Annotated in this window: 12 protein-coding genes; 5 read left to right on the forward strand and 7 right to left on the reverse strand. The window is 64.7% G+C overall.

Going from position 1 to position 14,867, the window contains the following annotated elements:
• Positions 1–3: 3 nt before the first annotated feature.
• From ACFFU4_RS11570 to urtA, 6 genes are all read right to left on the reverse strand, one after another.
• Complete coding sequence (locus ACFFU4_RS11570) at positions 4–822, reverse strand: urease accessory protein UreD (RefSeq protein ID WP_377069926.1); 819 nt, start codon at positions 820–822, stop codon at positions 4–6.
• A 129-nt stretch (positions 823–951) separates the two neighbouring features.
• Positions 952–1,647 (reverse strand): urea ABC transporter ATP-binding subunit UrtE, encoded by a 696-nt coding sequence (gene urtE / locus ACFFU4_RS11575; RefSeq protein ID WP_377069927.1) that lies wholly within the window; start codon positions 1,645–1,647, stop codon positions 952–954.
• A gap of 3 nt (positions 1,648–1,650) precedes the next feature.
• Positions 1,651–2,391 carry an urea ABC transporter ATP-binding protein UrtD gene (gene urtD, locus ACFFU4_RS11580; RefSeq protein WP_377069928.1) on the reverse strand — a complete coding sequence of 247 codons (741 nt, stop codon included), beginning with the start codon at positions 2,389–2,391 and terminating at the stop codon, positions 1,651–1,653.
• A complete protein-coding gene (gene urtC, locus ACFFU4_RS11585; RefSeq protein ID WP_377069929.1) occupies positions 2,388–3,572 on the reverse strand; it encodes an urea ABC transporter permease subunit UrtC in 1,185 nt (394 codons plus the stop codon). The genes urtD and urtC overlap by 4 nt, the downstream gene beginning before the upstream one ends.
• 3 nt (positions 3,573–3,575) lie before the next feature.
• A complete protein-coding gene (urtB, locus tag ACFFU4_RS11590) occupies positions 3,576–5,549 on the reverse strand; it encodes an urea ABC transporter permease subunit UrtB (protein ID WP_377069930.1) in 1,974 nt (657 codons plus the stop codon).
• 72 nt (positions 5,550–5,621) lie between these two features.
• Positions 5,622–6,902, reverse strand: a complete 1,281-nt coding sequence (gene urtA, locus ACFFU4_RS11595) for an urea ABC transporter substrate-binding protein (protein WP_377069931.1) — start codon at positions 6,900–6,902, stop codon at positions 5,622–5,624.
• Between the two features lie 646 nt (positions 6,903–7,548).
• On the opposite strand from urtA, the gene ycaC reads away from it, so the two are divergent.
• Both ycaC and ACFFU4_RS11605 read left to right on the forward strand, forming a co-directional pair.
• Positions 7,549–8,169 (forward strand): isochorismate family cysteine hydrolase YcaC, encoded by a 621-nt coding sequence (ycaC, locus tag ACFFU4_RS11600; RefSeq protein WP_377069932.1) that lies wholly within the window; start codon positions 7,549–7,551, stop codon positions 8,167–8,169.
• 581 nt (positions 8,170–8,750) lie between these two features.
• Positions 8,751–9,332 carry a hypothetical protein gene (locus tag ACFFU4_RS11605; protein ID WP_377069933.1) on the forward strand — a complete coding sequence of 194 codons (582 nt, stop codon included), beginning with the start codon at positions 8,751–8,753 and terminating at the stop codon, positions 9,330–9,332.
• A 48-nt stretch (positions 9,333–9,380) separates the two neighbouring features.
• On the opposite strand, the gene ACFFU4_RS11610 is transcribed toward ACFFU4_RS11605, so the two are convergent.
• Positions 9,381–9,767, reverse strand: a complete 387-nt coding sequence (locus ACFFU4_RS11610) for a hypothetical protein (RefSeq protein WP_377069934.1) — start codon at positions 9,765–9,767, stop codon at positions 9,381–9,383.
• A gap of 336 nt (positions 9,768–10,103) precedes the next feature.
• On the opposite strand from ACFFU4_RS11610, the gene ACFFU4_RS11615 reads away from it, so the two are divergent.
• From ACFFU4_RS11615 to ACFFU4_RS11625, 3 genes are all read left to right on the forward strand, one after another.
• Positions 10,104–10,970 (forward strand): helix-turn-helix transcriptional regulator, encoded by an 867-nt coding sequence (locus ACFFU4_RS11615; RefSeq protein WP_377069935.1) that lies wholly within the window; start codon positions 10,104–10,106, stop codon positions 10,968–10,970.
• Positions 10,971–11,073: 103 nt separating this feature from the next.
• Positions 11,074–14,034 carry a xanthine dehydrogenase family protein molybdopterin-binding subunit gene (locus ACFFU4_RS11620; protein ID WP_377069936.1) on the forward strand — a complete coding sequence of 987 codons (2,961 nt, stop codon included), beginning with the start codon at positions 11,074–11,076 and terminating at the stop codon, positions 14,032–14,034.
• Positions 14,031–14,858: an FAD binding domain-containing protein gene (locus ACFFU4_RS11625; RefSeq protein ID WP_377069937.1), complete on the forward strand. Its 828-nt coding sequence runs from the start codon at positions 14,031–14,033 to the stop codon at positions 14,856–14,858. The genes ACFFU4_RS11620 and ACFFU4_RS11625 overlap by 4 nt, the downstream gene beginning before the upstream one ends.
• Positions 14,859–14,867: the final 9 nt, after the last annotated feature.

The raw sequence follows: 14,867 nt of genomic DNA on the forward strand, positions 1-14,867 counted from the left end.
CTCCTAGTTCTGCCAGACGCGGGGCAGGGGGCCGGGGCGCAGGGCGCTGACCAGCCGCATGATCTGACGGCGCAAGGGCCAGCCGTCACCGGCCATGAGGCGGATCACCAGCTTGCCGTCAAAGCCCGAAGCGCCGCCGGTGACGCCCGGTTCATCCAGCAGATTCCGCACGCGGTGCGCGGCATCCTCGGCTCCCTGCGCCACCAGCGCCAGCGTGGCGAAGGCGCGCGCGCCGTTCAGGATGGCGGGGCCAGCGGTCAGGGCCTCAGTGGTGAGATGAAGTGGCTCAATCAGCACCGGCTTGCCCTCGCAGGTGATGCGGCGGGTGTCGCGCAGGGTGGTGCGCGTGACGGTCTCGCCCATGGCGGCGCGGCCAAGGACAATCGACTCGAGGATCAGGCAGGAGGCATCCTGCGCAAGGTCGATGGTGGTTTCGCGGTCCAGATGGCTGCCGTCGAAAAGGATCGTCTCCTGCGGCAGCCAGTCGAGATGCGCGCCGGATGCGACGCGGTGATGCACCGTGACCCGCGCCGCCTCACCGGGGCTGCGATAGGCGCGCTCGGCGGTCTGCGTGGTGCCGGTGGCGCGACACCCCGCCGCCAGATCGAGCCGGTAGGACAGAAGGTCGCCGCCCGTCAGCCCGCCGGAGGTGTTGAGCAGCACGATCTCGGGACCGGAGGGACCGGGATGCAGAAATGCCTTGGCCGATCCCTGTTGGTGCAACCGATCAAGCCGCCCGCCATTCGGCCCGGGCAACAGCGTCACATGCGCGGCGCCAAAGCTGCGTTCCTGTGTCGGGGAGGGGGCGGGGCAGGCGGGCATGCGGGATCTCTTGCTGTGTTTGGCCCGAGGCTACCGCCCTTGCGCGAGACTGCCAGAGATGGGCCGTGGACTCGCATTCCCTCCACACTCCTCCACGCTCATATGCCCAAATAGCAGGCAGATCGCCCATCAAATGGACACTTCGCGCAACAGCCGTTCGCGTTCGACCGTGGCCGCAGGCTCCGAGAGCCGCACCTCGCCGCGATTGAGCACCACCAGATCGTCGGCCAGATCATAGGCGAAATCGAAGAACTGCTCGACCAGCACGATGGCAATCTCGCCCTCGTCGCGCAAAAGACCGATCACCGCGCCGATCTGCTTGATGATATTGGGCTGGATGCCCTCGGTCGGCTCGTCGAGCAGGAGCACGCGGGGGCGGGCAATCAAGGCGCGGGCGATGGCAAGCTGCTGCTGCTGCCCGCCCGACAGATCCCCGCCGCGCCGGTCGCGCATCTGCTCCAGCACCGGGAACAGCTCATAGATGCGGGGCGGGATGGTGTGAACGCTTTTCGGCAGGCAGGCAAAGCCGGTTTGCAGGTTCTCGGTGACGGTGAGCAGGGGGAATATCTCGCGCCCCTGCGGGACATAGGCGATGCCCGATTGCGCGGCTTGCGCGGCGGAGAGGCGGGGCAATTCGCGCCCGTCGAGCGTGATGCGCCCGTCCGTGTAAGGATGCCGCCCGGCGATGGCCTTGAGCAGGCTGGTCTTGCCGACGCCGTTGGTGCCCATCACCGCCGTCACTGCGCCGGGGCGGGCGGTGAGGCTGACGCCGTGCAGGATCTGCGAGGCGCCATAGTGCAGGGTGAGGCTGTCCACGCTCAGCATGGCTTATCTCCCCAGATAGACATCGATCACCTCCTTGTTCTGCGTGACGTGATCGAGACTGCCCTCGGCCAGCACCGACCCTTCGTGCAGCACCGTTACCTTGCAGCCAAGGCGGCGGACGAATTCCATGTCATGCTCGATCACCACCACGGCGCGGGTCTGCGCCGCACGTTTGAGGATGTCGGTGGTGTGCTCGCGCTCGGTGGGGGTCATCCCGGCGGCGGGCTCGTCCACCAGAAGGAGGCGCGGATCCTGCGCCAAGAGCATGCCGATTTCCAGCCATTGCTTTTGCCCGTGGCTGAGGTCGCCCGCGCGGCGGGGTAGGTCGTCTGCAAGGCCGATTTCGCTGGCCAGTTCTTCGATCCGCGCCGCGCCTTCGGCGGAGCGGCGATAGAGCAGCACGTCAAGCGGCCCACGCTTGTTCTTGAGCGCGAGGCGGAGGTTCTCGCGCACGGTCTGTTCCTCGAAGACCGTCGGTTTCTGAAACTTGCGGCCGATGCCCGCCCGCGCGATGGCGCTCTCGCTCATCCCCAGAAGCGAGATGTTCTTCTCGCCCCACACAACCCGGCCTTCGTCGGGCCGCGTCTTGCCGGTGACGATATCCATGAAGGTGGTCTTGCCCGCGCCATTGGGGCCGATCACGGCGCGCAGTTCCGGTTCTGCCACCTGAATCGAGAGGTTGTTGATCGCGCGGAAGCCGTCGAAGGTGACGGAGACGCCGGAGACTTCGAGAAGGGTGGTCATGGCTTCCTCACCAGCATGTCAAAGAGCCCGCCGATGCCGCGCGGGAAGAAAAGCGTGACGGCAACGAAGCCGAGGCCGAGAAGCACCAGCCACCAATCGGTCCAGTTGATCGTGTAGAAGCCGAGGTCGATATCGGGCGCGCCGCCGCCGGTGAACCAGCTTGAGGCGAGGCTAACGACCGCCGCCCCGATCACCGCGCCGTAAAGCCGCCCGCGCCCGCCGATGGCGACCCAGACGGCGAGGTAAATCGACGCGATGGGCGCGATTTCGGCGGGGTTGATGATGCCCGCCTGAGGGTAATAGAGCGCACCGGCGAGGCCCGAGACCACCGCCGTCAGCGTGAAGATCACCAGCTTGTAGCTTTCGACATGGTAGCCGAGGAAGCGCACGCGGGTCTCGTTGTCGCGGATCGCGCGGACAACAGAGCCGAACTTGCCCGAGATGAGCCAGGCGAAGAAGAGATAGCCGAGGCCCAAGGCGGCGGCGGAGGCCCAGAAGAACCACAGCGCGATGGTGGATTGCGGCAGGTGCAGCAGGCCGGGGATGTTTTGCAGGCCCGAGAGCCCGTTGTTGCCGCGCAGCCCGGTGTCGTTCTGGAAGAGGTAGAGCGAGAGCGCCAGCGTCATCGCCTGTGTCAGGATCGAGAGATAGACGCCGGTCACGCGGCTGCGGAAGGCGAGCCAGCCGAAGACCAGCGCCAGCAGCCCCGGCACCAGCACCACGAAGAGAAGCTGCATCGCGAGGCTGTCGGCGAAGGCCCAGATCAGCGGCAACTCGTTGGAGCCCACCACGCCGAAAATCTGGGTGGCGATGGCGTCGTTGATCTCCCCCTGCGTCGGCGGAATGGGGGCATTGGCGAGCGAGTCCACAACGATGCCTTGGGTGCGGGCATACATCAGCCACATGCCGATGGCATAGCCACCCAACCCGAAGAAGGCGAAATGCCCGAGGCTGAGGATGCCGCAATAGCCCCAGACCACGTCCATCGCCACGGCAATGAGGCACAGGCAGAGCGTCATGCCGAGGATCTTGACCATCGAGGTCGACAGGAGTGCCACCCCAAAGCCCTCGGCCAGCACGGTGACGCCGAGGGTGAAGAGGCCGAGCAGGCCGAGGAACCACATCACCGAGGGGTTTTCGGCCAGAAAGCTGCGGCGCGGGGTGATATCGGGTTTGCTCATGGCTCAGTCCCCCGCCGCGCGGCCTTTGAGGGCGACGATGCCCTTGGGCCGGAATTGAATGAAGAGGATGACGAAAAGCACCATGTAGGTCTGCGCCGCGAGTGTGTTGGAGGGATTGAACCACTCGATGCCCTTTTGCAGAAAGCCGATCAGCGAGGCCCCGGCAAGCGTGCCCCAGACATTGCCGACGCCGCCCACCACCACGGTCATGAAGCTTTGCACGATGTAGTTGGCGCCCATCTCGGAGGTGACCTGCGCATAGAGCCCGATGGCCACCCCCGCGATCCCGGCGATGCCGGAGCCGAGGCCAAATGTCAGCATGTTGATACGGTCGGGGTTGATCCCCATCGAGGCGGCCATGCCGGGATTCTGCGTTACCGCCCGCACCTCCAGCCCCAGCCGTGTACGCTTGAGGATGTAGAGGAGCAGCGCGAGGAAGATGAGGGCGAGGACGAAGATCGCCACGCGGATGGTCGAGATGCTGACGATGTCGTTGAGGGTGATCGCGCCGCCCAGCCAGTCGGGGGCGGTGAGGGGGCGGGCCTGCGTGCCGAAGATGTTCTTGGCCAGTTGTTGCAGGGCGATGGAGATGCCGAACGTGGCCAGCAGCGTCTCCAGCGGTCTTGTGTAGAGGTGGCGGATCACTAGCCGCTCCATCGCCACGCCCGCGCTGAAGGTGACGGCGAAGGCCAGTGGCAGGGCGATCAGCAGGCTGAGCGTGTAATCGGGGATGACAAGCTGCACCACGTAGCCGGTATAGGCCCCCATCATGATGAACTCGCCATGCGCCATGTTGATCACGCCCATGACGCCGAAGGTGATGGCGAGACCGATGGCGGCGAGGAAGAAGATCGAGGCGAGCGACAGCCCGTCAAGCACAAGATCGGCGGTCTGGTAGAGGCCGAGGGTGCGCGAGGTGGCGGTGAGCGCGTCCTCGGCGGCCTGCGTGATCTGCGGGTCGGGTTGCAGGTATTCGGCGTAGAAGACGTGGGCGGCGACGGCCTGCGCCACCTCATCGGGGGCGGCGCGGGGCGGCACGGTGCCCGCTTGTTCAGGCGCCTCGTAGGCGCGGGCGCGGGCGGCGGTGGTGTCGAGTTGGTGCAGCGGCACGCCGCCGACGGTGCCGTCAACGATATGCTGCGCCAGCACGTCGCGCAGGTCGGTGGCGGTCTGGCGCGGCGGGGCGAGGTCTGCGGCGACCAGCCGGTCATGGGCCTCGGCCTCGGTGAGATCGGTCCCAACCTCCAGGACGCGGGCGATATTGGCATCCTCCGGCAGGGTCTTGGCCACGCCGTCGCGGGTGGCGGTGAGCTGGTTGAGGACGCTGCGCGCCTCGATGCTGGTATCGCCGCCAAGCCCGGCGATGGCGTCGAGACGCTCGGATTTCGGGGCCCCGAACTGTGCGACGAGCAGGGTGAGAAGGCGCTCCTTGCGGGTCTTCAGGGCGGGGTCGGTCTCGTCTTCGATGCTGTCTGCCAGCGGCGCGATCTGGCTGGCATCCGCGCTGCGCGTGATGGCCTCCAATGCCTCTGCGCGGCGGGCGGGGTCGGGGGCGTTCAACTCGAATGGCACGAGGGCGGCGGCGAGTTCGCGGCGCACGCCCGCATTGGGACGGATCTGGTCAAGCTCGCGGCTGCCCACTTCGGCCACCGCCGCGCCGCTGTCGATGTCGATCAGGCGCAGAATGTCGCCCGCCTCCTCTGCGTAGAAGAAGAGCCCGTCATCGGGGCGGAGATAGACCTCGCGCGCCTCCCATTTACGCAGGAAATCGGCCATGCCGGGGTGATCCGAGGCCAGCAGATCCGCGATCACCGGGCCGGTGGTCCGGCGCGAGGGCTTGGCGAGATCGGCCTGATACTCTTGCAGGAGCGGTTGCAGCGTGGCCTGTGCCGTCGCGATACCCGGGCGCAGAACCATGGCGCAGGCGAGCATCATCAGCAGCGCCACGGCGCGGGCAAGGAGGGCGGTGAAACGCATGGTTTGTCCGGTCCTGAGCGGGGAATTCGGTGCGAGGGGCCACGCGAGGATGTCCCGCGCGGCCCTGTTGCCTCAGTAGTTCGAGGTCATCTGCACGCAGGTAGCGGTGTCGGTGTTGTACATGCCGCAGCCCAACTCTTTCCAATCGCTCTTGAGCGGCGCGCTCTCGGGCAGGTGGTCGGTCCACGCGTCGCCGGGCACTTCGGCGGTCTGGCTGATGATATCGAACTGACCGTCATCGCGGATCTCGCCGATCAGCACGGGCTTCGACAGGTGGTGGTTGGCGTTCATCACCGCCGTGCCGCCGGTGAGGTTGGGGAATTCCTGCCCCCACATTGCCGCGCGCACCGCGTCCACATCGGTGGTGCCGGCCTCGGTCACGGCGTTGACCCACATGTTGAAGCCGATGTAATGCGCCTCCATCGGGTCGTTGGTGACGCGCTCTTCGCCGGCATAGGCTTTCCATGCATCGACGAACTCGGCGTTGATCTCGGTATCGGCGGATTGGAAGTAGTTCCACGCCGCGAGATGGCCGACGAGCGGCGCGGTATCGAGACCCGAAAGCTCTTCTTCACCGACCGAGAAGGCGACAACGGGGATGTCGGCGGCATCGACGCCCTGTGCGGCCAGTTCCTTGTAGAAGCCGACATTGGCATCGCCATTGATGGTCGAGATCACGCCCACCTGCTTGCCCGACGCCCCGAGCGCCACCACGTCCGAGACGATCGTTGCCCAGTCGGAATGGCCGAAGGGGGTGTAGTTGACGAAGATGTCCTCGTCGGCGATGCCCTTGGATTTCAGATAGGAATCGAGGATGTTGTTGGTGGTGCGGGGATAGACATAGTCGGTGCCCAGAAGCGCGAAGCTCTCGACGCCCAGCTCTTCGAGGAAATAATCCACCGCCGGGATCGCCTGCTGATTGGGCGCGGCGCCGGTGTAGAATACGTTCTTCGAGCTTTCCTCGCCCTCGTACTGGACGGGATAGAACATCAGCCCGTTGAGCTCCTCCAGCACCGGCAGCGCCGATTTGCGGCTGACTGAGGTCCAGGAGCCGAAGATCACGTCAACCTCGCTCACGGTCAGCAATTCGCGCGCCTTCTCGGCGAACAGCGGCCAGTCGGAGGCGGGATCGACCACCACCGCCTCGATCTCGCAGCCCAGAAGCCCGCCCTTGGCGTTCTGCTGCTCGATCAGCATCAGCACGGTATCCTTGAGCGTGGTTTCGGAGATCGCCATCGTACCCGAGAGCGAGTGCAGAACACCCACCTTCACGGGGCAGTCCTGTGCGGCGGCAGGCACGGAAATCAGCGCGGTCATTGTGGCGATACTGGCCAGATATGTCTTGGTCTTCATGTCTTGAGAACTCCCTTGTTCTGACTGCAATGCTTTTCTAAGGCGTCAGTCGGTTAACAATTCTCCATGCCTGGCAGGCTTTGCGGCGTGCGGCAGGTATTCCTTTCACCGTCACTCACCTTGCCGGCGTGTTGCGCACCGCCATGACAGGCCCCGGCGGGTATTGAGAGGAGAGGTTGTGATCTTGGGTTAATCAAACGATCAAAGTGATACGTGTCGCGGCACGCGCGGTTCTGCCTCAAATTTGCACAGGCACCGACTGACCGCTCAAACCTTTTGCGTTTGCAGAATTCCATGATGCCGCAATGCAGCGACATACGGTCAACCTGCGTTTCGGCGTCCACACTCGGCGACCGCGGCAAAGCATCCGTCTTGTGATGCCATCCGGCTCGTGACCATCGATTCCGGCAGGTAAACCAAGCCTTGAAGCGTCGCCGACAACCGGAAAAGCGACCCTGGTCTCGTGCGCAGTGTCGTTCGGGGGAACCCGACATTCGCGCCGTGCCCGATGGCGGCAAACAGCACGTCCGGTATTCTGTACGTGTTGCGTCGCGTTCGGCCCGGTCACATCCGGGGCAGCCAGGTTGCGCAGCGCCAGAACTCTCCAAGGCCGTTATGCCGGCCACCAGACCAGAAGGAAACGTGCATGTCATTCACCTATAAACGCCTGAACAAGGACGACGCGGCGGTGCTGCTCGTCGATCATCAGGCCGGGTTGCTCTCGCTGGTGCGGGATATCGACCCGGACAAGTTCAAGAACAACGTGCTGGCCCTTGCCGATGCCGCGAAATATTTCGGCCTGCCCACCATCCTGACGACGAGCTTCGAGGACGGGCCGAACGGTCCCATCGTGCCCGAGTTGAAAGAGACCTTTCCCGACGCGCCCTTCATCGCGCGCCCCGGACAGATCAACGCGTGGGACAACGAGGACTTCCTGGCTACGGTCAGGGCAACGGGCAGGAAACAGTTGATCGTCGCCGGGGTGGTGACAGAGGTCTGCGTCGCCTTCCCCGTCCTGTCCGCCATCGAGGAGGGCTACGAGGTGTTCGTGATCACCGACGCCTCGGGCACGTTCAACCCGATGACCCGCGACGCGGCCTGGGACCGGATGTCGGCAGCGGGCGCACAGCTCATGACGTGGTTCGGTGCCGCCTGCGAACTGCACCGCGATTGGCGCAACGATATCGAGGGGCTGGGCGCGCTGTTCTCGAACCACATTCCGGACTACCGGAACCTGTTTTCCAGTTCCCTGGCAAGGCGCGGCTGAGCGCGATCAGCCCTCGTGTGACATAACTTGAAGAATGGCGGCGATCATCTCGAACTACATGTGGTCGCCTGCCATTGGTTGCGCGAGAACCTTTCATCTGGAAATCGGGATCAGAAGGCATGTGCACCCTTTGGTATCTACGACATTGAGGCTCCCGAGGATGTCAGCCACGCGCCAGTCTCAGTGGTTTACGATGTGAGCATTCCGGCAGACGGTCTTTGGCCACATTGTCATGGTATACGAGGTTCCGGGAAGACGACGTCGGTGGCACCAGAAGGCATCCCCGAAACACGATATAGACAGTCTTGGGACTCCGCGTGCGTATCGGGATCCGGCGGGCTGTGTATCGACAGAAAGCCAGCCATTCCTATCCCCGACCGAGCGGTCTTTCCGCCCGAAAGCGGTGCTCTGAACGTGCGATCGCTCTTGCGCCTTCGCACCCGTGGACGTCTCGCCCCGCTTCACTCGCGTGCGTCATTCGAACAGGCGGTTGACGCTCTCCTTGGAGCGTTTATCCACGAGGCCTTGGCAGGCTGGGAACTTCGGCGCCGTCATGCTGCAGCGGGGTGCAAGAGGGGATAATGGCATCTTCGACAAACGGAGGCGCGAAAGTGGTCCGGGAGGTGATCGCAAGATGTCTGGCCGCAAAGTCGGACCTATTCGCGCACGGCAAGATCACCCCGGCGACGAGCGACGACGAATTCATCCGGCGCTTCAACACGCTTGTTCATGCGGATGCGCAAGCATGGGCAGCTGATGTGCCAAAGAATCTCGAAGATGCCATTCGGGCCGACAAGAAGGCGAAGCCGGAGGCCGAACTGGTTCTGTTCGGTCACTGGCTGCTGCTCGAGGGATGCCCCGGTCTGCAGAAGACATCGGGAAAAAAGCCAGACTACCACGAGATCATGAAGTGCGTCGCGGCCTGTCTTTTCGGGCCCCGGTCGAGAGAACGCCGCGCGCCAAACAAGGACAGGCTCGTTCGTGCTGCGTCAACAAACGTGGTGAACAGGAGTTCACATCCGAAACCCAATAGTCGCACGAAGGACATCACCAAGCACGATCTTCGTGACTGGTGGACGAAGATGTTCGACGAGAGCAGGCAGGCGTCAGATTTCGACGCGAAACTGAGATCGATGCGACGCCTGTTACGCGCTTACCTTTAACATTTGCAATCCGGCACCGTGACCCACGGCGGCAAGACCGTCACGAAATCACCCAGGGTAAGCGCGGTGCTCGACGCGATTTCCGGCACGAAGGAGTTCCAGCATAAGATCGCGGATCAAAGGAACCCCGTCAGCGGCACCAAGCAAGTGCTCCCAGACGACGAGCGCCGTGCACGCGTCGAAGTCACGCTTTCCGGGGCGGATATACTCGAGGAGCGCGGCCTCGGCACGATCAACGATCTTGGACGGGTCTCGTTCAAGAAACTGACGAGGCCGTTCTTGTCTTTCCGGCTGGGCACCACAGGCGCACGGCAGCACCTTCTTGATGACGCTGCGGCCCAGATGCGAACGCGCGGCGTCTACGGTCTGGATCTCAGGGAGCGCGCGCGGCAGGCGGCTCTGGCGAGGTGTGGCCGACGTCAGCTTCAAAATCACAATGCAGTCCTGGCAACGTGGACTTCTCGGACCGGCTGGACCACTGGAGTCGCGCACATGGCTAGGCGGATTGAAAGGCTTGGACCGCATGGGCAACTTGGACCATCCTGAAAACGCGTCGTTTCTCTGGCCTGAGTGGTCCCGCAGGTTCAAATGATCCTTTGAGCGGGGAGAGGCCGATCGTCGTTCCCTCATGGATGTGCCGGGGGCATGGAACCAGTTGTTGAAGGTCATCGAAGGCGTCATGGTCCGCAAACATTCCGCTCACAAGCCGCTGCCGGTCGTGCCGGCTCAAATCAACATGACGCTCAGGGCAATACCGGTTAGGATCCTCTCATGTCAGATGCTCTCAGGATCAGAAACGGAGAATTCGGGCGGGTCGCCCTTCTCGACATGGACAAGTCGCTCGTGCGGCACGCGCATCCTCATTGCCATGTGCTCCTGAAGGTCGATGGTGCGGACACGTCATTTCTGGTGGGTGACCGCGTTGCGCCCTTGACCGATGAGACTGCCGTTCTGATAAACGCGTGGACGCCGCATGCCTACGTGCACGATCCACTGCGGCCACGCACCATCATCCTCGCGCTGTATATCGAACCCATCTGGCTGGCGGAGATGCGGTCGAATTGGGCGGCGAGCGGGGGCGGCGGTTTCTTTGGTCGTATTGTCGGGGAAAACACGCCGCGGATCCGCCGTATGACGATGGAACTGGCGGCGAGCATGGTGCATGCGCCCACGGCTGTGGAGGAGCATGAGAACATGCTCGAGGAGCTCATGATCACCGTGATCGAGCGGTTCACGGATTGGCGCAATGTCGGCGCGGGCCTGCGTAGCGCGGCGCGGACGAACGGTATCGACTGGCGTGTCGGCAAGGCCATTTCGACGATCCGCAAGGATCCCGGCGGCATCGACAGCATTGACCGGCTGGCTGCCGAAACAGGGATGAGCCGGGCCAACTTCTTTCGTGTCTTCGAGAGGTCCACCGGGGTCTCACCGCGAGTGTTTCTCAATGTCGTGCGGCTTGAGCAGGCGGTCAGCGCGACCGTGGACAGCGATGTGAGCTTCGGCGCGCTGTCCGAACGGCTCGGCTTCAGCACGCAGGCGCATTTCACCAGGTTCTTCCGGGATCATTCGGGGGTTACCCCGTCGAGCTTTCGCGCGATCTCCAGGCTCGGGAATGTCTCGGGCATACTGCGAATTTGAGACTCGAGGGTAAATGACGCGACCCCAGGAAATCGTTTTCAACGAGAGGCCTGCGTAACCTCTTCTCCGAGGGGCATGAATTGCCAGGAGAGGAGAGGCCTTTATGGCCAGCAAGAGCGCAGACATGGCGGCGGTCGGGGCCGAACGGGTCGAAGATGCGGCTCTCCTGACCGGGCGCGGGCGGTTCACTGATGACCTGCCGGTGCCGACGATGTGCGTGCACGCGGCCATCCTGCGCAGCCCGCATGCCCATGCCAGCCTCCGGTCGGTCGACACATCCGTTGCGCGAGCGATGCCCGGTGTGCGTGCCATTATTACCGGAGACGATTATGCCAGCATCGCTGCGCCGCTCATGGTTGGGGTGAAAATCCCGATAGAGTGCTGGCCAATAGCGCGCGACAAGGTGCGCTACTCCGGAGAGCCGGTGGCGGTGGTGTTGGCCGACAACCGCTATCTTGCCGAGGACGCGCTAGACCGGATCGTTGTAGAATACGACACGCTGGAGCCGGTGCTTGATCCTTTGGCCGCCCTGAACGCGGATGCGCCACAGCTTCACGCCGGGCTTTCGGGGAATCTCGGGGCGGACCGTTCCTTTCGCTATGGCGATCCGGAAAGCGCCTTTGATACGGCGGAACGGACAGTCGACATCACGATCCGCTATCCACGCAATTCCTGCACGCCGATTGAAACCTACGGTGTGGTGGCCGAGTGGGATCCGCATGGCGAGGCTTTCGACGTTCTGGCGAATTTCCAGGGACCGTTCTCGATCCACCCGGTGATCGCGCGCGCGCTGAACGTGCCGGGCAACCGGCTGCGCTTGCGCACGCCCGAGGAGTCGGGCGGCAGCTTTGGTGTCAAGCAGGGCGTGTTTCCCTACATAGTTCTGATGGCCGCCTGTGCGCGGCTGGCGGGCCGCCCCGTGAAATGGGTTGAGGACCGGCTGGAGCATCTGTCGGCCAGTGTCTCGGCCACCAACCGGGTGACCACACTGCGCGCGGCGGTGACGGGCGAGGGGCGCGTCACGGCCCTCGACTGGGATCAGGTCGAGGATGTGGGTGCCTATCTGCGCGCGCCGGAACCGGCGACGCTCTACCGGATGCACGGTAACCTGTGCGGGGCCTATGACATCGCCAACCTCGCGGTGCGCAACCGGATCGTGATGACCAACAAGACGCCGACCGGTCTGAACCGCGGATTTGGCGGTCCGCAGGTCTATTTCGCGTTGGAACGCCTGATGGCGCGGATCGCGCATGAGTTGTCGCTCGATCCGGTCGAGGTGATCCGGCGCAATCTGATCGCAGCCGACGCCTTTCCACACCGGACCGCCAGCGGTGCCACCTATGATTCAGGCAATTACCAGTTTGCGTTGGAGACCGCGCTCGCGCAGGGCGGATATGATGCGCTGCTTGAAGCCCGCGCCGCCGCCCGCGCCGAGGGGCGCCTCTACGGCATCGGACTTGCGGCTGCGGTGGAGCCATCGGTGTCGAACATGGGCTATCTGTCCATCGCCCTGACGCCGCAGGAACGTGCCAAGGCGGGGCCGAAGAACGGCGCACAAAGTGCGGCAACCATTGCCATCGACCCGGTGGGCAGCGTCACGGTTCAGCTTGATTCCGTGCCGCAGGGGCAAGGCCACCGGACGGTTGCGGCTCAGGTGGTGGCGGATGTCTTCGGCCTTGAGCACGCGCAGGTGCGCGTGCTCGCGGCGATGGACACCGCGCGCGACGCCTGGTCCATCGCGGCCGGGAACTATGCCAGCCGCTTTGCCGCTGCCTCCGCGGGCGCGGTCAGGATCGCGGCGGACCGGCTGCGCGACCGGCTGGCCCGTATCGCCGCCGCGCGGATCAACGCGCGGCCCGAGGATATCCGCTTCGCCGGAGGCCGCGTGTTTGCCGCTGGCAACCCCGAAGCCGGGTTGGCGTTTTCGCGGGTCGCCTCTGCCGCACATTGGGCACCTGGAACGCTGCCCGAGGGGATCGGCAATCCGGTCCGGGAAACCGCCGTCTGGACCGCGCCGGAACTGACCGCGCCAACCGAGGCGGACGGGATCAATTCGTCGCTGTGCCATGCCTTCATCCTTGACTTTTGCGGGGTGGAGATCGACCGGATGACCGGCGAGGCGCGCATCGACCGTTATGTGACGACGCACGATTGCGGGACGATCCTGCATCCCGGAATGGTCGAGGGGCAGATCCGGGGGGCATTCGCCCACGGGGTCGGTGCCGCGCTCTACGAGGAATATGCCTATGACGACGCGGGGGCGTTCCTGGCCGGGACATTCGCCGATTATCCGGTGCCGACGATTCATGAGATCCCCGAGCTCGATATCCTGCACATCTGCACACCGTCGCCGCTTACGCCGCTTGGGGCCAAGGGCGTGGGCGAGGGCAATTGCATGTCCACGCCGGTCTGCATCGCGAATGCCGTGGCCGATGCGGTGGCACCGCTCTGCGGCTGGACCGATCTGACGCTGCCGCTGAAGCCTGCACGGCTCGCTGCGTATCTGGGCGATGAGCCCGCCGCACCCTTAGACGTCGCTACCAAGCCCAAGCCACAGGGCCGCGGCCTGACCGGCAAGGGCGAGGCACGGGTGGAGGCACAGCCACAGGCGATCTGGGATATCCTGATGGATGCGGACCAACTGGCGGCGATCATCCCCGGCGCGCATGATGTGCGCAAGCTGTCGCCGATGCGCTTCCTGGCCGATGTCACGCTGGGCGTCGGGCCCGTCAAGGGGCGCTACCGCGTCGAGGTCGCGCTCTCCGAGCTCGACCCGCCGCATGGCGCGACCCTGTCGGGCAAGGCCAATGGCGCGCTCGGCTCCGGCGAGGGCATGGGATATCTCACGCTGACACCCGAGGGCGAGGGCACGACGGTGATCGGCTATTCATACGAGGCACAGCTTGGCGGCAAGGTCGCGTCGGTGGGCGGGCGCCTGCTGGATGGCGCGGCCCGGATCGTCATCGGGCAGTTCTTCACGGCGCTCGGGCGCAAGGCAGGCGGCGCGTCCGCCGCAAACCGGTTCGGGGCGCGGTTGAAGGCGGTGTTCGGGGGGGCGCGATGAAACCGGCCCCGTTCGACTATATCCGCGTCGACACGCTGGACGAAGCTGCCGACGTGCTGGCGCAATGCGGCGATGACGCACGCGTGCTGGCGGGCGGGCAATCGCTGATGGCGATGATGAACATGCGGCTCGCGCAGCCCGTCGTGGTTGTCGACATCTTGCACGCGACGGGTTCACGGAGGCCGGAGATTGCCAAGGGCCGCCTCCGCCTCTCCGCCCTGGTGCGGCAGGAGGCGCTCTCAACCCATGCCGGCCTCGCGCAGGAGGTGCCGCTGCTGGCGCAGGCCGCGCCCTGGATCGGCCATATCCAGACAAGGATGCGCGGCACGGTCTGCGGGTCGGTGGCCCATGCCGACCCTTCGGCGGAATTGCCCCTGGTTCTGGTCGCGTTGGACGGGCGGGTCCATCTGAAGAGCCGCCGCAAGCGCCGGACCGTGCCCGCGCGAGAGTTCTTTCTGGGCATGATGGTGACGGAAAAGACCGATGACGAACTGATCGAGGCGGTGGATGTGCCCCTGACCCCACCCGGCACCGGCACCGCCTTTCGCGAGGTCGGGCGGCGCAAGGGGGATTTCGCCATCGTATCCTGCGCCGCCATGGTGCGGGGAACCAAGACGCGCCTCGCCGTCGGGGGGGTGAACGACACGCCGGTCGTTGCCGATTGGGAGAACCTCGCCCCGGCCGATGTGGCCGAGGCGCTGAATGCCTTTGCCTGGTCGCTCGATGCGCGCGACGACATGCACGCCTCGGCGCGCTACCGCCGTGATCTGGTGCGTCGCCTCGGAGAAACCACCATCGGGGAGGCCCGCTCATGCGCCGACTGAGTGCTGATG

This window comes from Roseovarius ramblicola (genome assembly GCF_042430665.1).
In the GTDB taxonomy this organism is placed as follows: Bacteria; Pseudomonadota; Alphaproteobacteria; order Rhodobacterales; family Rhodobacteraceae; genus Roseovarius; species Roseovarius ramblicola.